The 25,433-nt window shown below is 73.5% G+C and carries 21 protein-coding genes and 1 tRNA gene; 4 read left to right on the plus strand and 18 right to left on the minus strand.

Features of this window, described 5'->3' with window-relative positions; translation table 11 throughout:
* The first annotated feature begins 246 nt into the window (after window positions 1–246).
* From LV78_RS24730 to LV78_RS24740, 3 genes are read left to right on the plus strand one after another with little or no spacing between them, the layout of a single operon-like run.
* A complete protein-coding gene (locus tag LV78_RS24730; protein WP_253848009.1) occupies window positions 247–1,065 on the plus strand; it encodes an ABC transporter ATP-binding protein in 819 nt (272 codons plus the stop codon).
* A gap of 30 nt (window positions 1,066–1,095) precedes the next feature.
* Window positions 1,096–2,067 (plus strand): ABC transporter substrate-binding protein, encoded by a 972-nt coding sequence (locus LV78_RS24735; RefSeq protein WP_253848010.1) that lies wholly within the window; start codon window positions 1,096–1,098, stop codon window positions 2,065–2,067.
* Window positions 2,067–4,100, plus strand: a complete 2,034-nt coding sequence (locus tag LV78_RS24740; RefSeq protein ID WP_253848011.1) for an iron ABC transporter permease — start codon at window positions 2,067–2,069, stop codon at window positions 4,098–4,100. Before LV78_RS24735 ends, LV78_RS24740 begins: the two co-directional genes overlap by 1 nt.
* 64 nt (window positions 4,101–4,164) lie before the next feature.
* Here LV78_RS24740 and LV78_RS24745 read toward each other — a convergent pair whose 3' ends face one another.
* The 12 genes from LV78_RS24745 to LV78_RS24800 form a co-directional block, all read right to left on the minus strand.
* On the minus strand, window positions 4,165–5,064 hold the full coding sequence (locus LV78_RS24745; protein WP_253848012.1) for a glycosyltransferase: 900 nt from the start codon (window positions 5,062–5,064) through the stop codon (window positions 4,165–4,167).
* 93 nt (window positions 5,065–5,157) lie between these two features.
* A tRNA-Thr gene (locus tag LV78_RS24750) sits at window positions 5,158–5,231 on the minus strand.
* 342 nt (window positions 5,232–5,573) lie between these two features.
* A complete protein-coding gene (locus LV78_RS24755; RefSeq protein WP_253848013.1) occupies window positions 5,574–6,773 on the minus strand; it encodes a DNA polymerase III subunit delta' in 1,200 nt (399 codons plus the stop codon).
* 13 nt (window positions 6,774–6,786) lie between these two features.
* Window positions 6,787–8,889: a bifunctional MFS transporter/dTMP kinase gene (locus LV78_RS24760; protein WP_253848014.1), complete on the minus strand. Its 2,103-nt coding sequence runs from the start codon at window positions 8,887–8,889 to the stop codon at window positions 6,787–6,789.
* A 79-nt stretch (window positions 8,890–8,968) separates the two neighbouring features.
* On the minus strand, window positions 8,969–9,559 hold the full coding sequence (locus LV78_RS24765) for a hypothetical protein (protein ID WP_253848015.1): 591 nt from the start codon (window positions 9,557–9,559) through the stop codon (window positions 8,969–8,971).
* Between the two features lie 5 nt (window positions 9,560–9,564).
* Window positions 9,565–12,336 (minus strand): type I DNA topoisomerase, encoded by a 2,772-nt coding sequence (gene topA, locus LV78_RS24770; RefSeq protein ID WP_253848016.1) that lies wholly within the window; start codon window positions 12,334–12,336, stop codon window positions 9,565–9,567.
* A 128-nt stretch (window positions 12,337–12,464) separates the two neighbouring features.
* The gene (locus LV78_RS24775; protein WP_253848017.1) at window positions 12,465–13,076 is read right to left on the minus strand and encodes a hypothetical protein; all 612 of its coding nucleotides are present in this window, start codon (window positions 13,074–13,076) and stop codon (window positions 12,465–12,467) included.
* 128 nt (window positions 13,077–13,204) lie between these two features.
* A complete protein-coding gene (locus tag LV78_RS24780; protein WP_253848018.1) occupies window positions 13,205–13,858 on the minus strand; it encodes a hypothetical protein in 654 nt (217 codons plus the stop codon).
* 146 nt (window positions 13,859–14,004) lie between these two features.
* The gene (locus tag LV78_RS24785) at window positions 14,005–14,697 is read right to left on the minus strand and encodes a hypothetical protein (RefSeq protein WP_253848019.1); all 693 of its coding nucleotides are present in this window, start codon (window positions 14,695–14,697) and stop codon (window positions 14,005–14,007) included.
* A gap of 126 nt (window positions 14,698–14,823) precedes the next feature.
* On the minus strand, window positions 14,824–15,459 hold the full coding sequence (locus tag LV78_RS24790) for a hypothetical protein (protein ID WP_253848020.1): 636 nt from the start codon (window positions 15,457–15,459) through the stop codon (window positions 14,824–14,826).
* A 168-nt stretch (window positions 15,460–15,627) separates the two neighbouring features.
* Complete coding sequence (locus LV78_RS24795; RefSeq protein ID WP_253848021.1) at window positions 15,628–16,266, minus strand: hypothetical protein; 639 nt, start codon at window positions 16,264–16,266, stop codon at window positions 15,628–15,630.
* A gap of 123 nt (window positions 16,267–16,389) precedes the next feature.
* On the minus strand, window positions 16,390–18,750 hold the full coding sequence (locus LV78_RS24800) for a sodium-translocating pyrophosphatase (protein ID WP_253848022.1): 2,361 nt from the start codon (window positions 18,748–18,750) through the stop codon (window positions 16,390–16,392).
* Between the two features lie 235 nt (window positions 18,751–18,985).
* Between LV78_RS24800 and sftH the strand changes: the two genes are divergently transcribed.
* Window positions 18,986–21,382: a DEAD/DEAH box helicase gene (gene sftH, locus LV78_RS24805; protein ID WP_253848023.1), complete on the plus strand. Its 2,397-nt coding sequence runs from the start codon at window positions 18,986–18,988 to the stop codon at window positions 21,380–21,382.
* A gap of 554 nt (window positions 21,383–21,936) precedes the next feature.
* On the opposite strand, the gene LV78_RS24810 is transcribed toward sftH, so the two are convergent.
* The 6 genes from LV78_RS24810 to LV78_RS24835 form a co-directional block, all read right to left on the minus strand.
* Complete coding sequence (locus tag LV78_RS24810; protein ID WP_253848024.1) at window positions 21,937–22,542, minus strand: bifunctional DNA primase/polymerase; 606 nt, start codon at window positions 22,540–22,542, stop codon at window positions 21,937–21,939.
* Between the two features lie 429 nt (window positions 22,543–22,971).
* Window positions 22,972–23,301 carry an Rv3654c family TadE-like protein gene (locus LV78_RS24815; protein WP_253848025.1) on the minus strand — a complete coding sequence of 110 codons (330 nt, stop codon included), beginning with the start codon at window positions 23,299–23,301 and terminating at the stop codon, window positions 22,972–22,974.
* Window positions 23,302–23,433: 132 nt separating this feature from the next.
* Window positions 23,434–23,859: a TadE family type IV pilus minor pilin gene (locus LV78_RS24820; protein WP_253848026.1), complete on the minus strand. Its 426-nt coding sequence runs from the start codon at window positions 23,857–23,859 to the stop codon at window positions 23,434–23,436.
* Window positions 23,856–24,008, minus strand: coding sequence for a DUF4244 domain-containing protein (locus tag LV78_RS24825; protein ID WP_253848027.1), 153 nt, complete (start codon window positions 24,006–24,008; stop codon window positions 23,856–23,858). The genes LV78_RS24820 and LV78_RS24825 overlap by 4 nt, the downstream gene beginning before the upstream one ends.
* 24 nt (window positions 24,009–24,032) lie before the next feature.
* Window positions 24,033–24,590, minus strand: coding sequence for a type II secretion system F family protein (locus tag LV78_RS24830; RefSeq protein ID WP_253848028.1), 558 nt, complete (start codon window positions 24,588–24,590; stop codon window positions 24,033–24,035).
* The gene (locus LV78_RS24835; RefSeq protein ID WP_253848029.1) at window positions 24,587–25,342 is read right to left on the minus strand and encodes a type II secretion system F family protein; all 756 of its coding nucleotides are present in this window, start codon (window positions 25,340–25,342) and stop codon (window positions 24,587–24,589) included. Before LV78_RS24835 ends, LV78_RS24830 begins: the two co-directional genes overlap by 4 nt.
* Window positions 25,343–25,433 lie beyond the last annotated feature (91 nt).

Genomic DNA, 25,433 nt, shown 5'->3' on the forward strand with positions numbered 1-25,433 from the left:
CGCGGCTGGTTAGGTTAGGCTCACTTGAGATAGGCAAGGGGCACTGGGGGCCGGAGCTCCGCCGCGTTCCGGGTTCGGGGGTTCCCGGACCGGCGGGGCCCCGGTAACGATCACTCGTCGTCACCCGAACCATCCGCCCTCGCGGCAGCGCGTGCCGACCCCGCGCACACCGAGTCACCGGTGCGCCCACAAGGACCAGAGCCATACGACCTTTAGGGTGAAAAGCTCTTAGGTTAGGCTCACCTCATGTCACAAGGCGACGCTCTGCTCACCGGTGAGGCGCTGGTCCTCGCGCACCACGACCGCGCCGTGGTGGAGGGCGTGTCCCTGGAGCTGCGCGCGGGCGAGGTCACCGCGCTGGTCGGCCCCAACGGCTCGGGCAAGTCCACCGTGCTGCGCTCGCTCGCGCGCCTGCACAAGCCCCGCGAGGGCGGCGTGCGGCTCGGCGAGCGGCAGGTGTGGGGGCGTGCGGCGCTCAGCGGCAAGGAGTTCGCCCGCAACGTCACCCTGCTCACCCAGCACCGCCCCACCCCGTCCGGCGTGTCCGTGCGCGACGTCGTCTCCTACGGCCGCCACCCGCACCGCGCGGGCTGGCGCGGGGTGGACGCGGACGGGGCCGCCGCCGTCGACCGGGCCATGGAGCTGACCGGCGTCACGCCCATGGCGGGCCGGGGCGTCGACGAGCTGTCCGGCGGCGAGCTGCAGCGCGTCTGGCTGGCGTCCTGCCTGGCGCAGGAGACCTCGGTGCTGCTGCTCGACGAGCCCACCAACCACCTGGACCTGCGCTACCAGGTCGAGGTGCTGGACGTGGTGCGCGACCTGGCCGACGACCACGGCGTGGCGGTCGGCGTCGTGCTGCACGACCTCGACCACGCGGGTGTGGTCGCCGACGAGGTGGTCCTGCTGTGCGATGGCCGCGTCGTCGCCTCCGGGGCGGTCCGCGAGGTGCTCACCCCGGACCACCTGACCAGCGCGTACGGCGTGGAGGTCCAGGTCGTCGACGACCCGGTGACCGGCGCCCCGCACTGCCGCCCGCTCGGCAGGCGCACGCCCCGCAGACCCTGAGTTCCCCCCACCGAGAAGAAGAGAAGAACGATGCGCCTGTTGACCCCCGCCCTGCTCGCGGCAGCCGTGCTGCTGTCCGCCTGCGGCACCACCGAGAGCACCTCCAGCGAGCCCAGCGCGTCCGGTGACGCCGGTGGCGCCATCACGCTGACCGACGCGCGCGGCAAGACCGTCGAGCTGAAGGCCCCCGCGAAGAAGGTCGTGTCCCTGGAGTGGGCCGAGACCGAGATGGTGCTGACGCTGGGGGTCACCCCGGTCGGCGCCGCCGACCCCGCGGGCTACGCGACCTGGAACTCCGCCGAGGCGCTGCCCGGTGACGTGAAGGACGTCGGCAAGCGCGGCGAGCCCAGCGTCGACGCGATCGTGGCGCTGGAGCCCGACCTGGTGCTGATGCCGCTGGCCCGCGACACGGCCGTCGCCGAGCAGCTGGAGAAGGCCGTCCCGGTCGTCATGACCAAGTCCAGCGACGCGACGAAGAACTTCGACCGGCTGCGCGAGGACTTCAACCTGATCGCCAAGGCCGTGGGCAAGGAGGCCGAGGCGAAGACCGCGCTGGCCGAGATGGACGCGAAGCTGGCCGAGGGCAAGAAGGCCGTCGAGGCCAAGGGCGCGACCGGCACCCCGTTCGTCATGGCCGACGGCTGGATGCAGGGCAGCACGGTCAGCATCCGCCCGTTCGGCAAGGGCTCGCTGGTGTCCGACACCGCCGAGGCGGTCGGCCTGGTCAACGCGTGGACCGGCGAGGTCGACGCGGAGTGGGGCCTGGGCTCGACCGACGTCGAGGGCATGACCGCGATCACCGACCCGAAGACGATCATGGTCTACAGCGCCTCCGAGGAGGACGTGTTCACCACCGGTCTCAAGGACAACGCGGTGTGGCAGCGGCTGCCGTTCACAACCTCCGGCAAGATCACCAAGCTGGAGAAGGGCACCTGGACGTTCGGCGGGCCCAAGTCGGTCGTCGGCATCGCGGACCAGTTCGTGAAGGCCGCAACGTCCTGATGCTGCGCACCGCCGCCGTGGTGGCGGGAGCAGTGGCGGCCATCGTCCTGCTCTCCGCCGTCCACCTGACCCAGGGCACGTCGTCCGTCGGCGCGCTCGACCTGCTGTCCGCCGTGCTCGGCGACGGGAACGCGCAGGCCTTGGCCGTGCTGGAGGGCTCGCGCCTGCCCAGGCTGCTGACGGCGCTGCTCGTCGGCCTGGCGCTGGGCGTCGCGGGCGCCGGGATGCAGTCGATCGCCCGCAACCCGCTGGCCTCCCCGGACACCCTCGCGGTGAACTCGGGGGCGCACCTGGCCGTGGTGTCGTTCGCGGCGTTCGGGATCGGGCTGCCCGCCTACGCGGCGGGCGGCGCGGCGTTCGTCGGCGGCCTCGCGGCCACCGCGCTGGTGCTGGCGCTGTCCGGCGGCGCGTCGACGAGCCCGAGGCTGGTGCTGGTCGGCTCGGCGGTGGGCCTGACGCTGTACTCGGCGACGACGCTGGTGCTGCTGCTGTTCGAGCAGGAGACCACCGGCCTGTACGCGTGGGGCAGCGGGTCGCTGTCCGTTGGCGACCTGCGCACCACGACCCAGATGGCGCCGGTCGTGCTGGTCGGCGTGGTCGGGCTGGTGCTGATGTCCCGGTCGCTGGACGTGCTGGCGCTGGGCGACGACAACGCGGCCGTCGTGGGCCTGAAGGTGCGGCGGACCAGGCTGGGCGCGGTGCTGCTGACCGTGGCGCTGACCGCGGCGGCGGTGACGGCGGCGGGCCCGGTCGGGTTCGTCGGGCTGAGCGCCCCGGTGATCACCCGGCTGCTGGCAGCGCGGGTCCCCGGACTGGCGAGGCACCGGGCGCTGCTGCCGGTGTCCGGCCTGGTGGGCGTGCTGGTGGTGCTCGGGGCGGACGTGCTGCTGCGGGCGCTGCTGGGCGCGTCCGAGGCGGTCCGGGTGCCCACCGGCGTGATGACCACGCTGCTGGGCGCGACGGTGCTGGTGTGGCTGGCGCGCAGGCAGCGGTCCGGCGGGTCGCGCAGGCAGCCGCCGAGCGGCCGGGTCGGCGTGGTCGGGTCGCGGCGGCGGCTGGTGGCGGTGTCGGTGGTGCTGGCCGCGCTGGTCGTGGCCGCGCCGCTGGTCGGGCTGCTGATGGGCGACCGGGTGGTGCTGCTGGGCGACCTGGGCAACTGGCTGTCCGGGCGGACCGGCCCGGCGCTGACGTTCGTGCTGGACCAGCGGCTGCCCAGGGTGCTCGCGGCGGTCGTGGCGGGCGCGGCGCTGGCCGTCGCCGGGTGCGGCGTGCAGTCGGTGAGCCGGAACCCGCTGGCCGAACCGGGCCTGCTGGGCATCACGGCGGGCGCGGGGCTGGGCGCGATCGGGCTGATCACGCTGGTGCCCGGCGCGGGCCCGTGGCAGATCGCGGGCGCGGCCGGGTTCGGCGCGCTGGTGGCGTTCGCGCTGGTCTACGGGCTGTCGTGGCGCGGCGGGCAGGACTCGGACCGGTTGGTGATCATCGGCATCGCGCTGTGGTCGGCGGGCATGTCGCTGATCACGCTGCTGGTGGCGACCACCGACCCGTGGAACACGGTGAAGGCGCTGACCTGGCTGTCCGGCTCGACCTACGGGCGGACGCTGGAGCAGGTGCTGCCGCCCGCGCTGGCGCTGGCCGCGATCGGGCCGCTGCTGTGGTTCGCGCACCGCGACCTGGACCTGCACTCGCTGGACGACGACACCCCGAGGGTGCTGGGCGTGCCGGTGGAGCGGTCCCGGCTGCTCCTGCTGCTGGGCTCGGGCGTGCTGGCGGCGAGCGCGGTCGCGGCGATCGGCGTGGTCGGGTTCGTGGGCCTGGTGGCCCCGCACCTGGCCAGGTCGCTGGTGGGCGGGCGCAACGCGCGCGTGCTGCCGGTGGCGGCGGGGCTGGGCGCGGTGCTGGTGAGCCTGGCCGACACGATCGGCCGGACGGTCATCTCGCCCGCGCAGATCCCGGCCGGGCTGGTGATCTCGCTGGTCGGCACGCCGTACTTCGTGCTCGTGCTGTGGCGCTCCAGGGAGCGCAGGGCCTGAGCCGAGGGGCTCCCCGCTCGCGGGGAGCCCCTTTTTTTCTGCGGCCCCTCCCCCGAAGCCGGGCTCACAGCCCGTGGGCGCGCAGCTCGCGCAGGGCCCCTTCCAGCACGTCCCGCTCCGCGACGGCGAAGTCCAGCGGGTCGACCACGTCGCCCCAGCGCTCCTGGGCGCTCGCCTGGACGGCGTCGAACCAGTCCGGCAGCGCCTTCGCCCCGGTCTCGTCGATCCGCCCGTGCGCCAGCGCGTCCGCGACGACCAGGTCGAGCTCCGCGCGCGCGGGCGCCAGGCCCGGCTTGCGCGGCGCGGTCCAGTCGTCGGCCAGCACCGGGCGCAGCAGCGCGGCCTCCCGGTTCCAGTGCAGCAGCAGCGCGAGGTCGGCGGTGGCCCCGTCCGGCAGCTCGGCGGGCCACAGGGCGCGCAGCGCGGCCCGCTGCCCCGACCACGGCGTCGACCCGGCCTTGGGCAGCAGCTCCGGGTAGAGCCTGCCGATCAGCGGCGCGAAGAACCCGTGCAGCCACAGCCTCGGGTGCGGCGGGCGCCAGTACAGGTCGCTCACGCACGCGTCGGCGAGCCCGCCCAGGATCGGCTCGACCAGCAGCGGCACCAGCGGCGGGTCGCCGAAGTAGCGCACGTCCCCGTCGAGCAGGCACACCACGTCGCCCCGGCTGGCGGCCACGCCCGCTAGGACCGCCGCGCCCCGGCCCGGCCGCGACTCGACCACCGAGGCGCCCGAGGTGAGGGCGACCTGGGCGGTGCGGTCGGCGCGCCCGACCACGACCACGACCTCGCCGGGCACCCCGAGGTCCTCCAGCCCGCGCAGCGCGTCCTCGACCACCAGGCCGACGGTGGACTCCTGGTCGTGCGCGGTGACGACGACGCTCACGCTGCGGGGCCTGCGGGCCGTCCTGCGGCTCGGCGCGGCGTCGACCGCCGCGTCGATCACCGGGTCGTCAGGTCGGCGCACGCGCCCTCCGCTCTCCCGCCGGGCCGTGAACCGGTCCGAACAAGCGAACAGGCCCGGTCCGGGGAACCCGGACCGGGCCTGCGCTTCTCGCTGAGCCGCCTATCGGAATCGAACCGATGACCTGTTCATTACGAGTGAACCGCTCTGGCCGACTGAGCTAAGGCGGCGAGACGCGACAACTATAACCGACGCCACGAGCGTCACCGAACGGGGGGTCCCCTCGTTGCACCCGCCGAGGCGGCGCCGCCCGAACGACGCCGCCGAAGCCGTCCGGACCGAAGGAAAGGCGTAGGTGAAGTCGCTCCCCCCGAACCCCCGCTCACGACGGTGTCACCCGGTGGTGAATAGGCTGGCGAGCACGAACGCCGTGCACACGACCACACTGCTCTGGACCGGCATCACGCTGCTGCTGATCGGCGTGCTGGCGGTGCTCGCCGCACCCCCGCGCAGACCGCCCGCCGCGTCGGACCGGCAGCACCGGGCGCCCCGCTCACGCAGGCCCGCGCGCGTCAGCCCCGCTGCAGGGTCGTCAGCATCGCCTCCACGGCGATCCTCGGCTTCACGTTCCGCTCCAGCGCTCCCCGACACGCCAGCACTGCTTCAAGTCTGCGCAGCGTCGACTCACGGCTCCAAGCCGCCGCCGCCGTCCGGGCGTCCGCCGCGCGGTCCGGGTGGTTCAGCGCGGCCTCGGAGCCGGTCGAGGTGACCAGCACGTCCCGGTAGAACGCGGCCAGGTCCACCAGGGCCTGGTCGAGCGAGTCCCGCTGGGTCCGGGTTGCCCTGGACTTCTGCCGCTTCTCCAGGTCCTTGAGCGCGCCCTTGGCGCCCCTGGTGGCCGAGGCGGTGCCCTTGCCGGTGCCGCCCGCGCCCATGGCGGTCTCCAGCGCCTTGCGCTCCTGCTCGTCGCGCTCCTCGTTGGCGGAGAGCGCGTCGCCCTCGGCGGCCTTCACCAGGTCGTCGGCGCAGGTGAACACGTCGGCGGGCCTGCGCAGCGCGAGCGGGATGGCCAGCACGGACTCGCGGCGCAGCCTGCTCTGCTCGTCGGTGGCGAGCCTGCGGGCCCTGACCACGTTGCCGCCGGTCACCGACGCGGACCAGGACGCCAGGTCGGGGGCGACGCCCTCCTCCTCCAGCGCGGCGGCCACGTCCGGGACCTTCGGGGAGCCCAGCCGCACCACGCGGCATCGGGAGCGGATGGTCACCGACACGTCGTACGGGTGCTCGGAGGGCGCGCAGAGCAGGAACACGGTGCGCTCCGGCGGCTCCTCGACCGCCTTGAGCAGCGCGTTCGACGCGCCCTCGGTGAGCCGGTCGGCGTCGGCGACGATCACGACCTGCCAGCGGCCCGAGGTGGGCCTGCGCGCGGACACCTGCACCAGCGAGCGCATCTCGTTCACCGAGATCGACAGGCCCTCGGGGGCGACCACGCGCACGTCGGCGTGGGTGCCCGCGAGCGCGGTGTGGCAGCCGGCGCACACGCCGCAGCCGGGCCGGTCGTCGGTGGCGGTGCACTGCAGCGCGCCCGCGAACGCCCTGGCGGCCTCGGTGCGGCCCGATCCGGGCGGCCCGGTGAACAGCCAGGCGTGCGTCATGGCGCCCGGCGCGGGCGTCCCCCCGGCGACGATCGCGGCGGCGGCCTCCGCCGCGGCGGCGAGCACGGTCACCGCGTCGGGCTGGCCGACGACCTCACTCCACACTCCCCTTGGCACGGGACAACCGTACTCAGGGGGCCTCGGCGAGCGGAGCGGCAGCGCGGATCTCGCCGCCGACCAGGCGCGCCACGGCGTCCTTGACCCGCGCGGCGACCTCGTCCGGGGTGCCGTCGGCGTCGACCACGAGGTAGCGGTCGGGGTCGGCGGCGGCCATGCCGGTGAGCAGGCGCTGGACCTGCCAGTGGTGCTCGGCGTTGGTGATGGTGCGGCGGGCGCCCTCCAGCCCGGCGGGGACCGCGCCGGGGGGCGCGCCGAGCGCGGAGGCGGGCAGCGTGGTGGGGGTGCGGTCGAGCAGCACGGTCAGGTCGGGGCGGAGCCTGCCGGTGGCCCAGTCGGACAGCCGCTCCAGCTCGGAGGTGTCGACGGAGCCGGAGGCGGAGAAGTGCGCTATCGGGCTGTCGGCGAACCGGTCGACGACGACGATCAGCCCGTCCTCCAGCGCGGGCCGGATGCGCCGCTCGACCACGTCGGCGCGCACGGCGGCGGCCACCAGCGCGTGCGCCCGCACCCCGGCCAGGTCGGCGGTGTTGAGCAGCTCGTGGACCCGGTGCTCGTCCAGGTCGGGGTCGCTGGCCAGCAGCACCTCGTGCCCGGCGGAGCGCAGCACCTCGGCCAGCTCGCGGGCCTGCACGGAGGTGTCCAGGCTGGCGTCGCCCTCCACGGTGATGAGCAGGCCGCGCTCCCGGCGGGGCCTGCCGCGCAGCGCGGCGAGCAGGTCGGACAGGATCGGGGTCTCGCGCCGGTCGTCCATGAGCCGGTAGGCGATCAGGCCGACGGCGGCGGCCAGCACGCCCGCGCCGAACAGCACCGGGCGGGTGCCGTCGATCTTGAGCGGGTGGTCCAGGACGGTGATGACCCTGGGCTGCAGGGTGGTCACCAGCAGCGGGCTGGCCACCGTGGACAGACCGAGGATGACCTTCATCAGGGACTGGACCAGGGCGACCATCCGGCCGCGCACCTCGTCCTCGACCTTGGAGCCGATGATGGTCAGGCCGGTCAGGAACGCGATGCCCGCGCAGCCGCCGACCAGGGCGACCGCGACCAGGGCGAACCACAGGTGCGGGGCCAGCGACACCACGCCCAGGCTCAGGCCCGCGCAGACGATGGTGACGCCGAAGAGCCTGCCGTGGGTGAGCCTGCGGGCCAGCTTGGGGGCGGTGATCATGCCGGTGGCCAGGCCCGCGAAGACGGCGATGAACAGCAGGCCGTAGGCGCTCTCGCCGCCGAGCAGGCTCAGCGCGTACAGCTTGGCGCTGCCGATGACCGCGCCCGCCGCCGCGAACGCGCCGGTCATGCCGATGACCAGGCCGCGCAGCAGCGGACGGCGCCAGGCGTAGGCGAGGCCGTCGCGCATCATCACGAGGAAGCCGGGGGCGTCCTCGTCGCGCTTGCGGGGCGTGGCCATGCGGCCGGACAGCTCGGGGATGCGGGTGGCGACCAGGACGGCGGAGGAGACGTAGAGCAGGCCGTTGACCACCACGGCGATGGTGGCGATGCGGAAGCTGAGGTCGCCGCCCTGCAGGTGGAAGTAGCCGGGGATGCCGGAGATCAGCGCGTAGAGGCCGAAGCCGCTGATGGTGGTGATGCCGTAGGTCATCACCAGGCCGAGCTGGTTGGCGGTCTCCACCTGGTCGGGCCTGCGCAGCAGGTTGGGCACCGCCGAGTCCTTGGCGGGTATCCACAGCATGGCGCAGCAGCCGATGAGGAAGTTCGCGATGAACAGCCACCAGGCGGTGCCGACGAAGGCGATGGACAGGAACAGGCCGCCGCGCGCCAGGTCGCAGGCGACCATGACCTTGCGGCGGTCGAACCGGTCGGCGAGGACGCCGCCGAGCGGGGCGAAGAGCATCCCCGGCAGCAGCTGGGTGATGACGACCGCGCTGAGCGCGAAGCCCTCCCAGCGGTAGCCCTCGGCGAGCTTGGTGACCAGACCCGTCAGCGCCAGGAGTGACAGCCAGTCACCCACGCTGCAGAGGTAGGTGACGCCCCAGAGCCTGCGGAAGGGGCGGATGGCCAACACGCTCCGGATGCGATGCCCGGTGGACGCCTCGGTCCGGTTGCTCCCGGATCGTCCCGGCCCACCAGCCGTGTCGCTGTCCTGGATGGTGCTCACCCCCTAGGTCGCAGGTCACCAGGGTAACCGGCTGTGCTGGTCGGGGGGCCGGATCGGGCGCAGCGGTGAGGTTCGCCTCTCAGCGCAGGGCGTCGAGGAGCGCGCCGACGATCTCGCGGAGCGTGGTGAAGAGCATGGAGGCGATGACGCCGAGGACGACCAGGATGGCGACCACCGTGCTGCCGGTCCCCTTCGCCTGGGCCTCGGGGCGCGGGGGCGGCGCGGCCGGGGACCCGCCCCGCCGGTGCCCGGCCCGCTGGGTCGGGACCTGCGGGGGCTGGAACTGCTGGTGCTGGAACTGCGGGTGCTGGAACTGCGGGTACGGGGCGGGCGAGAACGACGGCTGCGGCTGCGGGACCGACGCGCGCGGGGCCCGCCCGCCGCCTGCCCGGCCCGCCTGCGGGAGCGCGGTCTGCGGTCCGCGCGGCCGGGTGGAGCGCGCCGCCCGCTGGGGCGTCGCGTGGACAGGACGCGCGACCGGCGTGACCGGCGCCGGGGCCCGGACGTCGGCGGCCGGGACCTGGGCGGGCGTCTCGGGCACGGGCAGCGCCCAGGGCAGCTCGCCGGTGACCAGCCCGGCGAGCGGGTCGGGGAACGCGGCGGGCGGCGGCGGGGCCTGCGTGCCGTCCGGTCCGAACAGCCCGCCGTCCCCACCCGCCGCTGCGGCCACGGTCCTCAGCCCTTCGACTTCGCCGGGGTCTTCTTCGCGGCGGGCTTCTTCGCCGCGGGCTTCGCGGCGGCCTTCGTCGTCCTGGCCGCGGGCTTCTTCTTGGTGCTCGGCCCCTTGGCCCGCTTCTCCGCCAGCAGCTCGGAGCCCCGCTCGTCGGACAGCGTCTCCACGTTGTCCGACTTGCGCAGCGAGGCGTTGGTCTCGCCGTCGGTCACGTACGGGCCGAACCGGCCCTCCTTGACCACCATCGGCTTGCCGGACACCGGGTCGTTCCCGAGCTCCTTGAGCGGCGGGGCAGCCGCCGCGCGACCGCGCTTCTTGGGCTCGGCGTAGATCTTCAGCGCCTCGTCCAGGGTCACCGTGAACAGCTGGTCCTCGGTGGTCAGCGACCGCGAGTCGGTGCCGCGCTTGAGGTACGGCCCGTACCGGCCGTTCTGCGCGGTGATCTCCGCGCCGGACTCCGGGTCGGTCCCGACCAGGCGCGGCAGGGACAGCAGCCGCAGCGCGTCCTCCAGCGTCACGCTGTCCAGCGACATCGACTTGAACAGCGAGCCGGTGCGCGGCTTCGCGGCCTTCTTGCCGTCGGCGGGCTCGGGCAGCACCTCGGTGACGTACGGCCCGAAGCGCCCCTCCTTGGCCACGATCTCGTGCCCGGTCGCCGGGTCGTTGCCCAGCGAGCGCCCCTCCTGCGGGGTCGCGAACAGCTTCTCCGCGATCTCCAGGGACAGCTCGTCCGGCGGCAGGTCGTCGGGCAGGTTCGCCCGCTGCGACGCGCCGTCGACCTCGCGCTCCAGGTAGGGCCCGTACCGGCCGACCCTGACCACGACGGTGTGCCCGGCCTCGTCGCTGAACAGCGGGATCGAGTTGATCTCGCGGGCGTCGATCTCCTCGACGCTGGAGCCGACCAGCTTCTTGAGCCCGCCGGAGCGGCCGATCGAGGTCTCGGGGCCGACGTCGCCGCCGAAGTAGAAGCCGGACAGCCAGGTGGTGCGCTCCTGGCGGCCCTCGGCGATGCCGTCGAGCTCGTCCTCCAGCGCGGCGGTGAAGTCGTAGTCGACCAGCCTGCCGAAGTGCTGCTCCAGCAGCCCGACCACCGCGAACGCCACCCAGGAGGGCACCAGCGCGGAGCCCTTCTTCCACACGTAGCCGCGGTCCTGGATGGTGCTGATGATCGACGCGTAGGTGGACGGGCGGCCGATGCCCAGGTCCTCCATGGTCTTGATCAGGCTGGGCTCGGTGAAGCGCGGCGGCGGCGAGGTCGAGTGGCCGTCGGCGGACAGCTCGGCGGCGTGCACCGGCTGCTCGGCGACCAGCTGCGGCAGCCGGGACTCGGCGTCGTCGGCGTTGCCGCCCGCCTCCGAGTCGACCGTCTCCACGTACGCCTTGAGGAAGCCCGCGAACGTGATCGTGCGGCCGGAGGAGGCGAACAGGACCTCCTCGCCGCCGCCGGTGCGGCCCGCGACGCGCACGCTCGTGGTGTTGCCGCGCGCGTCGGCCATCTGGGAGGCGATGGTGCGCTGCCAGATCAGCTCGTAGAGCTTGTACTCGTCGGAGTCCAGCTCGCGGGCCACCTGGCCGGGGGTGCGGAAGACCTCGCCCGCCGGGCGGATGGCCTCGTGCGCCTCCTGGGCGTTCTTGACCTTGCGGGTGTACTGCCTGGGCTCCTTGGCCACGTACTGCGCGCCGTACAGGTCGGTGGCCTGGGCGCGGGCCGCGGTGATGGCGGTCTCCGACAGCGCGGTGCTGTCGGTTCGCATGTAGGTGATGTAGCCGTTCTCGTACAGCTTCTGCGCGGCCCGCATCGTGCGGTCGGCGGAGAAGCGCAGCTTGCGGCCCGCCTCCTGCTGGATCGTGGAGGTCATGAACGGCGGGTACGGCTTGCGCGTGTAGGGCTTCTCCTCGACGGAGGCCACCCGCATGGCCGCGCCGGTCAGGCCGTCGGCGATGGCGCGGGCGTGCGCCTCGTCCAGCACCTTGACCTCGACGCCGTCCTTGAGGCGGCCGTCCGAGCCGAAGTCGCGGCCGGTGGCGAGCCTGGTGCCGTCGACGGAGACGAGCCTGGCCGGGAACTGGCGCGGGGTGGCCTCGGCGCCCGCGTCGATCGTCGCGGAGACGTCCCAGAACGAGGCGGTCACGAACTTCATCCGCTCGCGCTCGCGCTCGACCACGATGCGGGTCGCCACCGACTGGACGCGGCCCGCCGACAGCTTCGGCATGACCTTCTTCCACAGCACGGGGCTGACCTCGTAGCCGTAGAGGCGGTCGAGGATGCGGCGGGTCTCCTGCGCGTCGACCAGGCTCAGGTCCAGGTCGCGCGGGCTGGCGGCGGCGGCGAGGATCGCGGGCTCGGTGATCTCGTGGAACACCATGCGGCGCACCGGGACCGAGGGCTTGAGGGTCTCCAGCAGGTGCCAGGCGATGGCCTCGCCCTCGCGGTCGCCGTCCGTCGCGAGGTAGAGCTCGTCGACGCCCTTGAGCAGCTCCTTCAGCTCGGCGACGGTCGACTTCTTGTCCGGGGTGACGATGTAGAGCGGCTCGAAGTCGTGGTCGACGTCCACGCCGAGCCGCGCCCAGGGCTGCCCCTTGTACTTGGCGGGCACGTCGGCCGCGCCGCGCGGCAGGTCGCGGATGTGCCCCTTCGACGACTCCACGACGAAGCCGTTGCCGAGGTAGGACGCGATCTTGCGCGCCTTGGTGGGCGACTCGACGATCACCAACCGCCGGTTGCCGTCCGCACTTCCCCCGGTGCTCTTCCTCGTTCGCGTCGATCCAGCCACGCCGTCCTGCTCTCTTCGACCACTGTGTTCCCGACCCGCCAGTGTGCACTGCCCGGCGACCGCCGCAGGGCTGCCCTGGTCGGGACAGGGTGACACAACTGTGCCTGAACTTCCCCCAGGACGAGCCGCTACGCGGCGGGCCAGGTGCGGTCCCCGACCCCGGTCGGAGCACGTCCGACCAGCTCGGAGAGCCGTTCCAACCGCCTTCGGCCGGTCACCCGCAAAGCCGGTCCGCCCGACTTCGGGGTGAGCAGCGCGGCGGGCAGCCCGGCCGAGGCGAGCGCCGCGCGGAGCGGTTCGTGGGTGTCCGGCGCGTCCGGGTCGAGGCCGAGCAGGTAGCCCGGTTCGACCCAGCGGCCCGAGGTGAGCGCCCACAGCCGCAGCACCCCGCCGTGCGGGGTGAACCCGCTCGGGACGACCTTGGCGCCCGCGCGCAGCCAGTGCGCGGCGAGCGGGGCGAGGTCGGTCCGGAAAGGGGTCCTGACCTGCACCGGCGGTTCGGCTCCCGGCTCGGGTTCCGCGATCGGTTCGGGCGCGCCGGACTCGGCCTGCACGCCGCGCTCGGCGAGGGCCGCGACGAGCGCGGGCCCGCGCCAGGGCTCGGCGAGGACGGCGGTGAGGCGGGCGGCCCGCCCCCTGGCGAAGCCGAGCACCCGGCCCGGCCCGCAGAGCAGGCCGGCCAGGTCGTCGACGCCCGGTCGCCGCGCCTCGGCCGAGTAGAAGGACAGCTGTTGCCCCACGACCCGGCAGCGTAGAACAGGCGTTCGACGCCGGCCAGTCCCGCGCGGGGGCGGGGCGACCCGACGAGTCGTCCCGATCTCACTCTTTCGTGTGAACTTCGCGCACCTGCGCCCGAGTGGGCGCGGGGTCACTTGCCCGCGAGGGCGGACATCTGCTCGACCACCTCGACGCACTCGGGCGTCTTCTTCAGCACCTCGTTGAGCTCGGGCTTGTTCTTGCCGATCTCCTGGAGCGGCGCGACGAGGTCCTTCGCGTCACTGCCCTCGGACAGCTTGTCCAGCTCGGCCTCGAACGTGGGGCTGGCCGGGTCGAGCGCCTTGACCTTCCCCAGCGCCGCCTCGGCCTCCTCGCCGGAGGTCTTGAGCAGGGTGACGAACTGCTGGTGGAACTCCTCGCCGACGACGGCGGGCGCGCCGATCTCCTCCAGCTGCTTCGCGGCGTCGAGGCTCTCCTTGGCGCCGTCCTCCATGAACTCGACCAGCAGGTCCTTCTGCATGGCCTGCATCTGGGCCTCGCTCACGTTCTCGCCCGCCTCCATGGCCTGCGCGAACATCTTCTTCATCAGCTCCAGGGCCGCCTTGGCCCGGCTGCCGAGGGTGGTGCAGAAGGAGGTCGCCCAGCGCGCCTCGCGCTCGCTGTCGTCGACCTGGGCGGAGACCGGGGCAGCGGACGCGGCGGAGGTGCCCGCGGGGGCCGCAGTGCCGTCGGTGTTCGTGCTGCACGCGGACAGCACGAGGGTCGCGGAGAGCAGCACGGACGTGACGGACAGGTGACGCTTCACTAGCTAGTACCCCCAGAAGAGTTAAAAAATCTGCCCGAAAGGTACAGAGCAGGTCTGACAAAGATCGACTGAGTTATCGCAGCGTGCCCCAAGTTGGTCCGTTCAGGGGGACTTGGGATGTGCGACGGCGAGACGCCAGCCTGAGCTCAGCCGCTCCCCGGCAGCTGACCGGACTTCGACGCCATCTCCCGGCACGGTCCGGCGGCGGCGAAGGCGGGAGCCAGCTCCGGGTCGCCCTTGGCGCTCTCCAGGTGCTTCTGCAGCGCGTCGGACCCGCCCTGCCCCTGGTCGAGCGCCGCCATCTGCTCCGCGAACGCCGGGTCGGCGGCGGTCAGCCCCTGGAGCTTCTTCGCCGCGGCGGCGGACTCCGCTCCCGCGCCCTCCAGGAACTTGACGATCTCCGCGTGCAGCGCGGCGGAGCGCCCGGTGGGCGCACCCAGCTCGTTCAGCTTCTTCACCGAACCGGCCATCGCGGTCCCGGTGCCCGCGAGGTAGTCCAGCACCGCTGTCCGGTAGCCGTCGAGGTCGCCGCCCTCCATCCGGGAGCTGACGTCCTCGAGCATCGCGAGGCTGCGGTCGACCATGCCGTTGAAGGTGGCGCAGGACTCCCCGGCCCAGCTGACCGCCTTCGGGTCGGCGCCGTCGCCGCCGGACTTCGCGCTCGCCGAGGTCGGGGCCGCGGAGGCGGCCCCCGAGGGCGCGACCGCCGAGGGCGCGGAGGACGAGGTCGCCGGGGCGCCGCTCGCGGGCGCGGCCGTGCCCGAGGCGCCGGACGAGCAGGCGGAGAGCACGGCGGCGCAGGCCAGCGCGGCGCCGACCAGGGAAACGCGGAACTTCACGGAAAAGATACCCCCAAGCGAGTGAAAACCTCCCCTCGCGAAAAGGTACAGATCATTTTCCGCTTGGTCCAGAGATCGTTTTCCCGGTGAATTCGATCTTTTGGTGGACGTGCGCCGGGATTCCGGTCAGCCGCCGATCTTCCGCTGGATCTCGACGCACTTCGGCGCGGTGTTCATGGCCTGCTCCAGCTCGGGAACGGCGGAGACCTTCTCACCGTGCGCGAGCAGGGCGCTGGCGGCGTCGAGGCCACCGGCCTGGGACACCGCCTGGGCGAAGTCGGGATCCTCGGGGTCGAGCGCCGCGACCTGCTGCTCGGCCTTCCCCAACTGGTCGTTGACCTTGCCGAGCACCTCGATGATCTCGGCGTGCAGCTCCTCGGCCCCGGCGAGCGGAACGCCGATCTTCGCGAGCTCCCCCTCGGCCGCCGTGAAATCGGTCTCCAACCCGGAGACGAGTTGCGTGAAAGCCGCCAGTTGCGCTTTGTTGCGCTCCACCACGTCGGTGATGGCGGGCAGCTGGGTGTGCTTCTCCTGGTAGGCCTGGAGGCCGAGGGCGTACCCGCCGACCAGCCCGCAGTAGGCCTCGACCCACGTGGTGACCTTGTCACCCGGCGGCGCGGCAGCGGTCCCGGACGACGTGGCCGACGCGGGCGCGGAGGTCCCGGAGGACGGGGGCGCGGCGGGGTCGGTGGGACCGGACGAGCAGGCGGACAGCGCGACGGCGGCGACGAGCAGCGCCCCGACGGCGGAGTGGTGCTTCACGGTTTCTACCCCCGCACGAGTGAGTTGATCTCGAACAAGGTAGCGATCCGCCGGACCACCGACCAGGGTCCGGCGAGCGGCGCACCCGGTCGGGCGCGGCCCGCGAACCCCCACGACCACCGCCCCCACGGCAGGACTCCCCTGACCTGGGGGAACCCACCCGTCAGCTCACGAGGTCGACGGCGGAACGGAGGACTCCGGCGCGGGCGCGTCGGCGGTCGCGGACGGTGACGGGCTGGCGGTGCGCAGCGCCTGGCACTTCGGGGCCTTGCGGGCGGCGGCGGCCAGCTCCGGCGTGGACTCGACCTCCTTCAGCGGCACGCTGAAGTCCGCGAGCTTGGCCAGCGCGTCCCTGGCGGGCGCGAGGCCGCCGTACTGGTCGTTCGCGTCGGCCTGCTCCACGGCGGACTTGGCGTCGGTGAACACCGTGGCCATCTCGGTGAAGGTGGTCGCCATCTTCTCCACGACCTGGTCCCCGCCCGCGACCGGGGACTGCCCCACGGCGCGCAGCTCGGTCGCGCTCTTGGTGAACGCCTCGCCGAACTGGCCCATGTAGGTGGCCATCAGCTCCTTGCGCTTGCCGGGGTCGGTGACGTCCGCGCCCGGCGGGGTCTTCTGGACGGTGGCGAACGCCGAGGTCGCCGAGCACACCTTGTCCAGGTAGTCGGCGGCGAGCTGCTCCGGCGAGGCGGAGGTGGACGTGCTGCTCGTGGTCGGCGTCGGCTCGGTGCCCTGCCCGGTGCAGCCCGCGAGCAGGCCCGCGGAGAGCGCCGAGGCGGCGACGGCGGTGACGAGGCGGGCTCTCATGTCGGTCTCCCTGGCAGGCGCGGGTGGTCGGTGCTCGACCCCCATTCCACCGAACGCCCCCGAGGGGGAGCACCACGGGGTGGTGCTCCCCCCTGCCGAACGGGCCTTTCCCGGCGGCCCCGACTAGGCGGCGCCGCCCGTGGCGGGCGCCTGGACCGGGTCGGTGACGGTCGCCTGCGCGGGCACGCTGGGCGTGCCCGACGGCGGGTCGACCGGGTCCTCGCCGATGACCGTGCCGCGTCGCTTGGACACCACGACCGCCGCGACGATGACACCGACTGCGATCGCCGCGATGCCGTAGCGGATGGCGGGCGAGGCGTCCGCGCCGATCGAGAACGTCACCACGGCGGGCGCGATCAGCACCGAGACCAGGTTCATCACCTTGATCAGCGGGTTGATCGCGGGACCGGCGGTGTCCTTGAACGGGTCGCCGACGGTGTCGCCGATGACCGTGGCGGCGTGGGCGTCGGAGCCCTTGCCGCCGTGGTGGCCGTCCTCGACGAGCTTCTTGGCGTTGTCCCAGGCGCCACCGGAGTTGGCCAGGAACACCGCCATGAGCGTGCCGGTGGCGATCGCGCCCGCCAGGTAGCCCGCGAGCGGCCCGACGCCGAGGCCGAAGCCGACCGCGATGGGGGCCATCACCGCGAGCAGGCCGGGGGTGGCCAGCTCGCGCAGCGAGTCCCTGGTGCAGATGTCCACGACGCGGCCGTACTCGGGCTTGGTCGTGCCGTCCATGATGCCGGGGTTGTCGCGGAACTGGCGGCGCACCTCGAACACGATGGCGCCCGCCGCGCGGGTCACCGCGTTGACGGCCAGGCCGGAGAACATGAACACCACGGCCGCGCCGACCACGAGTCCGACCAGGACGTTCGGCGTGAACGCCACGAAGTCCTGCGCCTCGAACACGCCGCCGACCTCGACGAGCGCCTTCTCGATGGCGTCCTTGTAGGACCCGAACAGGGCGGCGGCGGCGAGCACCGCCGTGGCGATCGCGATGCCCTTGGTGATGGCCTTGGTGGTGTTGCCGACCGCGTCCAGCTCGGTGAGCACCTGCGCGCCCTCGCCGTCGACGTCGCCGGACATCTCGGCGATGCCCTGGGCGTTGTCGGAGACCGGGCCGAACGTGTCCATGGCGACGATGACGCCGACCGTGGTCAGCAGGCCGCAGCCGGCGAGCGCGACCGCGAACAGCGCCACGATCACCGAGCCGGACAGCAGGAACGCGCCGTACACGGCCGCGCCGATCACCAGCGCGGTGTACACGGCGGACTCGAAGCCCAGCGAGATGCCGGACAGGATCACGGTGGCCGCGCCGGTCAGCGAGGTGCGGCCGACCTCCTTGACGGGCTTGTGCTCGGTGCCGGTGTAGTAGCCCGTCAGCCACAGGATGACGCCCGCCAGCACGATGCCGATGAGGACGGCGGCGGCGGCGATCACGGCCGGGTTGCCCTCGGTGGCGGCGATCTCCGCGCTGACCCCGCCCAGCTCGCCGAACGTGCCGGGCAGGAACGCGAACGCGGCGACCGTGCACAGCACCGCCGAGATGACGGCCGAGATGTAGAACGAGCGGTTGATCGCCTTCAGCCCGCTCTCACCCGGTCGCGCGCTGGTGATGTACACGCCGATGACCGCCGTGACCACGCCGATGGCGGGCACGATCAGCGGGAACAGCAGGCCCTGCGCGCCGAACGCCGCCGTGCCCAGGATCAGCGAGGCGACCAGGGTGACCGCGTAGGACTCGAACAGGTCGGCGGCCATGCCCGCGCAGTCGCCCACGTTGTCGCCGACGTTGTCGGCGATGGTGGCGGCGTTGCGCGGGTCGTCCTCCGGGATGTTCTGCTCGACCTTGCCGACCAGGTCGGCGCCCACGTCGGCGGCCTTGGTGAAGATGCCGCCGCCGACGCGCATGAACATGGCCAGCAGCGCGGCGCCGAACCCGAAGCCCTCCAGCACCCTCGGGGCCTGGCCCGCGTAGACCAGCACGACGACCGCGGCGCCGAACAGGCCGAGGCCGACGGTGAACATGCCGACCACGCCGCCGGTGCGGAACGCCACCCGCATGGCCTTCTCGCGCCCGCTCTGACCGGCCTGGGCCGCGGCGGCCACGCGCACGTTCGCGCGCGTGGACAGCCACATGCCCAGGTAGCCGATGGTCGCCGAGAACGCGGCGCCCACGATGAAGAACAGCGACCTGCCGATCCGCTCGCCGGTGTCCTCGGCCGGGAGCAGGAACAGCAGGGCGAAGACCACGACGACGAAGATGCCGAGGGTCCGGAACTGCCGGTTGAGGTAGGCCGAAGCGCCTTCCTGGACCGCCTTGGCGATGTCCTGCATCTTGGCGGTGCCCTGGCCTGCGGCCAGCACCTCCTTGAGCAGGACAGCTCCGACTGCGAGAGCGGCCAGGGCGACCACGGCGACCACGGCGACGAGGCCGCGATCACCTCCGGAGAGCTCTATGCCCTCCGCGAGGAATTGCCGGGACATCCGTCCTCCTGGTTGAGTGATGAGCCCAACGAAGGTGCCTCGACGACCGCTTCGGCACGGGCCGCCTACACCCGGTCTGTCCCGACGCGACGTGATCCATCCCTCATTGGATGCGATAGCGGCGGAGTCTATTCACCTCCGGGCCGGGGGCGACAGTGCGTCTCAATCCGTGCACGCACCGTTATCAACGCAGGAAGCCGCCGTGATCGTGGACCGGTGTGCTTAGCTGCCGCCTGTGGCGAACCAGGGACGTCGACTGCTGGACCGGGTGCTCGCCGGGGTTCCGCTCGGCGAGGCCCCGCTGACGCACGCCGAGGAGCTCCCCGGCCGGGAGGCGCGGGAGGTCCCGTGGCCGTCCTGGGCGGCCCCCGAGGTGGTGTCCGCGCTGGTGGACCGGGGGGTGCCCGCGCCGTGGTCGCACCAGGCGCTCGCGGCGGAGCTGGCGTGGTCGGGGCGGGACGTGGTGGTGGCGACCGGCACCGCGTCGGGCAAGTCGCTGGCCTACCAGCTGCCGGTGCTGAGCGCGCTCGTGGCGGACGGGCGGGCAACTGCTCTGTACCTGTCGCCGACGAAGGCGCTGGGCGCGGACCAGATCCGCGCGGTGGAGGAGCTGGCGGTGCCGGGGGTGCGGGCGGCCTCGTTCGACGGGGACACCGCGATGGACGAGCGGGACTGGGTGCGGGCGCACGCGAACTGGGTGTTCAGCAACCCGGACATGCTGCACCGGGGCGTGCTGCCGAACCACGCGCGGTGGATCCGGTTCTTCCGCAAGCTCGCGTACGTGGTGGTGGACGAGTGCCACTCGTACCGGGGCGTGTTCGGCTCGCACGTGGCGCTGCTGCTGCGGCGGTTGCGGCGGGTGGCGCGGCGGTACGGGGCGGACCCGGTGTTCGTGCTGGCGTCGGCGACCGTGGCCGAGCCCGCGGCGTCGGCGGAGCGGCTGGTGGGGAAGCCGTGCGAGGCGGTGGTGGAGGACGGGTCGCCGCGCGCCGGGCGGGTGGTGGCGCTGTGGGAGCCGCCGCTGCTGGCCGAGCTGGAGGGCGAGAACGGCGCGCCGGTGCGGCGGTCGGCGGGCGCGGAGACGGCGCGCATCCTGGCGGACCTGGTGGTCGAGGGGGCGCGGTCGCTGGCGTTCGTGCGGTCGCGGGTCGGGGCCGAGCTGACCGCGATGGGCGCGCGGCGGGCGCTGGCCGAGGTGGACCCGGAGCTGCCTGGGCGGGTCGCCGCCTACCGGGGCGGGTACCTGCCGGAGGAGCGGCGGGCGCTGGAGAAGGCGCTGGCGAGCGGGGACCTGCTCGGGGTGGCGACGACGAACGCGCTGGAGCTGGGCGTGGACATCGCCGGGCTGGACGCGGTGGTGGTGGCCGGGTTCCCCGGCACGCTGGCGTCGTTCTGGCAGCAGGCGGGCCGGGCCGGGCGGTCGGGCGGGGACTCGCTGGTGGTGTTCGTGGCGCGGGACGACCCGCTGGACACGTACCTGGCGCACCACCCGGAGGCGGTGCTGCGGCGGCCGGTGGAGGCGACCGTGCTCGACCCGTCGAACCCGTACGTGCTGGCCCCGCACCTGGCGTGCGCGGCGGCCGAGCTGCCGCTGACCGAGGAGTGCCTGGCGGGGTTCGGGGAGGGCGCGCGCGAGGTGGTGGACGGCCTGGTCGCGGACCGCGTGCTGCGGCGGCGGCCCAACGGCGGCTGGTACTGGACGGCGCGGGAGCGCCCGCAGGGGCAGGTGGACATCCGGGGGTCGGGCGGCGAGCAGGTCGTGGTCGTGGAGGGCGACACCGGGCGGGTGCTCGGCACGGTCGACCCGGCGGCGGCGCACTGGACGGTGCACGAGGGCGCGGTGTACCTGCACCAGGGCGAGTCGTACGTGGTGGGCTCGCTGGACCTGGAGGCCGGGATCGCGCTGGTGCGCGCGGAGCGCCCGGACTGGAGCACGACCGCGCGGGACACGAAGGACATCGTGGTGGTGCGGGTCGAGCAGGAGCGGCGGTTCGCCGGGGTGCGGGTGTGCCTGGGCGAGGTCGAGGTGACCTCGCAGGTGGTGTCGTACCTGCGCAAGCTCCCGTCCGGCCAGGTGGTCGACCAGGTGCCGCTGGACCTGCCGCCGCAGGTGCTGCGCACGCGGGCGGTCTGGTACGCGGTGGACGAGTCGTTGCTGGGCAGCGCGCCGGGGGGCGCCGGTCTGGCTCCGGCGACCGTCCCCGGCGCGCTGCACGCCGCCGAGCACGCGGCGATCGGCCTGCTACCGCTCTTCGCGACCTGCGACCGGTGGGACATCGGCGGGGTGTCGACCGCGCTGCACCAGGACACCGGGGAGGCGACGGTGTTCGTGCACGACGGTCATCCGGGTGGAGCCGGATTCGCCGACCGCGGTTTCGCCGCGGTGGTCCCGTGGTTGGCCGCGGCGCGGGAGGCGATCGTCTCGTGCGCGTGCCCTGCGGGGTGCCCGTCCTGCGTGCAGTCGCCGAAGTGCGGCAACGGCAACGATCCGCTGGACAAGGCGGGTGGCGCGGCCGTGCTGGACGTCGTCCTCAGGGCGGTGGGAGAACAACCGCCACCCGACGCCCAGCCCGACCGGCTGGGTGGTGCTGGTGAAACCGGTGGAACCGGTGGTGCTGGCCTGACTGGTTGAGCTGGTACTGCGGGTTGAGCTGGTGGCGCCATGGCACTGGCGCCACGGGTGGTGCTGATCTCGCGGGAGGTGTTGATCTCGCGGGTGGTGCTGGCACTGCGGTGGTGCTGGCACTGCGGGTGGAGCGGTGGCGCCATGGCACTGGCACCACGGTGGTGCGGTCCTCTTCAGCTTCACCGCCACCGGGGTCGGGGTCCCCGGCGGCGGCACGAACACGTCGGGGGTACCGGTCCCCTCGGTGCCGCATCAGCGGTAGTGCTGGTCTTGCCCCCGGCAAAGGCCTGGGCCTTGGCCAGGGCGTGATTCTGGCCGTGGCCTGGTTCTGGCCGTGGCCCGGTTCTAGGCGTGGCCGTGGCTGTTGGCGCTGTTCGTGCTCTCGGCCGTAGTTCTGGCCGTGTTCCCGGCGTTCCCACTGACCCCGGCGTTCCCCGCCAGCCCCGGTGTTCCCGCTGTTCCCAGCACTTCCGGCGTTCTGGCGCTTCCGGTGTTCCCACCGCTCGCCGTTCTACCGCTCGCCGTTCGGCGTTCCCGCCGTTCGCCGTTTCCGCCGCTCGTCAGGACTCGACGGAGACGAGCCCCTCGTGACGCACGGCCAAGGCGGAGCCGATGGCGTCGAGCACGGTGCCGGGCGCGGGCAGCTGCCACCCGCACACCTGCGGCTTGACCCGCCAGTGCACGACCCCGTGCCGCGCGGGCGAGGGCGGGAGGGTGATGTGCTCGCCGCGCGCCCGGTGGACGACGCCGCGCGCGGCGAGGTCCTCCCGAACCACACCGCCGGACCGCACGAGGAACATCCACCGCCCGTCCGGGGTGGCCACGATCGGCGCGGGCGCACCGGCGGTGCGCAGCGCGACGGCGGCCCGCTTGCCCAGCTCGGCACCGACCTCGACGGCGTCCACGCCGTGCCCGGTGGCGAGCAGGATCGTGTAGGAGCCGCCGGTCCACCAGGTGGCGACCTGCTCGGGCCGCGTGCCGATCCGCTCGCGCCAGTCGGCGTGCACCGGAACGGGCCCGCTCGCCTCGACCTGGTCGCGCCCGAGCCAGCCGTCACCCGAGGGGTAGGTACCGGGGAGCACCGGCCATCCGTGCCACGCGAGGTTGACCGCCTCCGCGCGCAGCTCGATGCGGAACGCTCCGCGCCAGCTCTCCGACCACTCCATCTTGGGTTCGCCTCCTCGAAAACCGCGACTCTGCGTCGGGGCGGTGTTGACGCGACACCTTCGCGGTGCCGCCACTTGAACTAACGGCACGACCCACCCCCTCGGTAACCCGCGAGTCGACAACTGGTCGCTCGGGCACGGCGAGCGCCAAGACCGACTTCGCCGCGCTGAACGCCGCACACCCCCACCACCCCCGCGCAAACCCCCGATTCCCCAAACTGTGAACCCGCTCACCGTGGCGAGACGACCGCTCGTCGCGCCACAGCGGTGAAACGCGACCACGAGAACTGCGACAAACGGTTGGCTCAGCGAATCCGCACTGAGGCGGGATAGGACGAGAAGGGGAGAGGGAACCGCGAACCCAGGCACAGGAACCGCACCCACCGAGCAGAACTCGGGCGCACGCGAGGAAGTCACAGACAGGGAATGTCAGGGACCGGCTCGGGCAAGCCCGATGGGCGTGCCGAACAGGCTGGCGGGCCCCGACACCTCGACGGTCACCTCCCAACCGCGCACCGAACACCGCTCCAGCACCGCCCCCATCTCCCGAACGACCCGCTCAGCCCACCCGCAGGCCGCGTCATCGCCCTCCACCAACCGCCCGGCCGCAGCGAGCGCGGCGAGGTCAGCAGCCGCGACCACCCGGTGCCGCACCACGACCGCCGCACCGAACCGCACGCCGAGCACGGCCAACGACACCAGCACCACCACCATCCCCGCGCCCAGCACCGAGGCCGATCCCCGATCTCCGAGCCGCATTCGCATTCACCCCTCAACGGATCGCTCGCGGACAAGAGGAAAACGTTTGCCCCACCAGCCCCCAGGCCAGCCCCCAGGCGGTGGCCGCCCCTTGGGCGGCCACCGCCTTCCCGTGGCGCGCAGCGATCTGCTCTAGCCGCCCAACGGGACGTCGTCCGACGGGGCACGCCCCACCGGCGGGTCGCGGTTCCCCGGCGCCCGGTCAGCCACTCCCCCGGCAACGCCCGCCTCCGGATCCACGTCCTCCAGAACCGCGTAGGCGCTGGCCTTGATCCAGGACACCGCCACCACCACGGTCGCCGCGTCGGGTTCCCTGGTCACGGTCAGGGTCGCGTTCTCCGGTGCGATGCGGTCGACCGCTCTCCTCGCCTCGGATTCCGGGTCGCCCCTGGCGATGAGGCGGGCGGCTTCCCTCGCCGCGTCGGTGCAGCGCAGGTGGTCGACCACGGTCAGCACGCCCTCCGCGCAGCAGGCCAGGACCAGGAGCGCGGTGAGCATCGTCAGCGCCAGCTCGACGGTCACCGAGCCCCGGTCGTCCAGGCGGGCGCGGGTGCTCACGTCGCACCCGCCAGTGCTCGGTCCAGGATCGTCTTCAGGGCGTTCGCGGCCCAGCCCTGGGAGATCACGACGTATAGGACGCCCGCGAAAGCCGCTGCGCACAGGGCGCAGAAGGCGTACTCCAGCGTGGCCACACCTCGGTCATCCAACACTTCATCCTCCATTGTGGACTGTCATCGGCTCATCCCCGAGGCGATGCCGATCAGGACCGGCGCCACCCCCAGGCACAGGAACGCGGGCAGGAAGCACAGGGACAGCGGGCCAGCCACCAGGACCGCCGCCCGCTGGGCCCTGCTCTCCGCGTCGTCGGCGGCGCTCGCGCGGAGCCTCGCCGCCAGTTCGGCCACCTGGTCCGCCAGCGCCGCGCCCGAGCGGGCGGTCCTCCTGGCGGACCTGGCCAGCGGCGCGGTCGCCGGGTGGTCCAGGGCCGGGTCCCAGGCCGTCGCCGGGTCCGCGCCCAGTGCCAGCAGGTCGCGGACCTGGCCCAGGCGTTCCGCCGGGCCCGGCGGGGTCCCCGGCAGCACGGCGTGCAGCGCGCTCGGCACCGGGAGGCCCGAGCGCAGCGCCGCCGCGAACAGGTCCCAGGTCTCGGCCAGCGCCAGCGGGTCCGGTGGGGATCGCTTGGGGCGCTTCGGTTTCACGGTCGGCGGGGTGGGCGGGCGCAGGCGAGCGCCTGGGGAGCGCCTGCCCGGCAGGAGCAGCACGGCCAGCGCCAGCAGGAGGAAGCTCATGCCGCGCTCCCGGTCAGGCGCGCGCTCCAGCGCAGACCCACCACCAGGAGCAGCGCCCCCACCAGCAGGAGCGCTTGCCCCGGCGCGGTGTCGCGCAGGATCGCCAGCGGTGACGTGCCGGACAGCTGACCCAGCAGGACGCCGCACACCGGCAGCGCGGCCAGCACCGCCGCGCTCGTCCTCGGGCCCGCCATCCTGGCGTGGACGGTCCTGGTGAAGGCGGTTCTGCGCTCCAGGTCAGCGCGCGCGGTGTCGAGCACCTCGGCCAGCGGCACGCCGTGGTGGTCCGCGAGGCGCCACGCCCTGGCCAGGCGGGCGGCCGGGGTGCCCGCCAGCGCGGACACCACGTCGCCTCCCCTGGCCGTCGACGTCGCTATCGCGGTCAGCGCGGTCGCCGCGGGCTCGGCGGCGTCGTGCGCCGCCGCCAGCGCCGCGCCCGCCGGGTGGGCGCCGGTGCGCAGTTCGGCGGTGAACGCGCGCAGGCCCTCCGCCAGCGCGTCGGCCGCCAGGAGGTCGGCGCGCTGGGCGGCTCGGGCGCGGTGCGCGCGCCACAGGACCGAGGCCAGCACCGCGCCCGACACCGCACCCGCCGGGCCGAGGAGCAGGCCGAGCAGCGCGCCCGCCCCCACGACCAGCGGTGTGGTCGGGCGGAGGGTGAAGCGGGTTTTCCGGTTGCCGCGCAAGGCTTTCAGGCGGTCTCGGGCGGTGGACGGTAGGAGCAGCACCGCCACCGACAGCAGCAACAGGCTCATGCCGACACCCGCGAACGTCGAGCTGGAGCGCAGCACCGGGGAGAGGCGGATCGCCTGCGGGCAGCGGTGGCGCGGAAGCGCGGTGTGGCGG

The sequence above is a fragment of the Actinosynnema pretiosum genome (genome assembly GCF_024171695.1).
GTDB lineage: Bacteria > Actinomycetota > Actinomycetes > Mycobacteriales > Pseudonocardiaceae > Actinosynnema > Actinosynnema pretiosum.

Excerpts from the sequence above, each read along its gene's own strand:
- LV78_RS24730 (WP_253848009.1), top strand. The coding sequence starts at position 247 with ATGTCACAAGGCGACGCTCTGCTCACCGGTGAGGCGCTGGTCCTCGCG.
- LV78_RS24735 (WP_253848010.1), top strand. The coding sequence starts at position 1,096 with ATGCGCCTGTTGACCCCCGCCCTGCTCGCGGCAGCCGTGCTGCTGTCC.
- LV78_RS24740 (WP_253848011.1), top strand. The coding sequence starts at position 2,067 with ATGCTGCGCACCGCCGCCGTGGTGGCGGGAGCAGTGGCGGCCATCGTC.
- LV78_RS24795 (WP_253848021.1), bottom strand. The coding sequence starts at position 16,266 with ATGAGAGCCCGCCTCGTCACCGCCGTCGCCGCCTCGGCGCTCTCCGCG.
- LV78_RS24800 (WP_253848022.1), bottom strand. The coding sequence starts at position 18,750 with ATGTCCCGGCAATTCCTCGCGGAGGGCATAGAGCTCTCCGGAGGTGAT.
- LV78_RS24810 (WP_253848024.1), bottom strand. The coding sequence starts at position 22,542 with ATGGAGTGGTCGGAGAGCTGGCGCGGAGCGTTCCGCATCGAGCTGCGC.
- LV78_RS24815 (WP_253848025.1), bottom strand. The coding sequence starts at position 23,301 with ATGCGGCTCGGAGATCGGGGATCGGCCTCGGTGCTGGGCGCGGGGATG.
- LV78_RS24830 (WP_253848028.1), bottom strand. The coding sequence starts at position 24,590 with ATGAGCTTCCTCCTGCTGGCGCTGGCCGTGCTGCTCCTGCCGGGCAGG.
- LV78_RS24835 (WP_253848029.1), bottom strand. The coding sequence starts at position 25,342 with ATGAGCCTGTTGCTGCTGTCGGTGGCGGTGCTGCTCCTACCGTCCACC.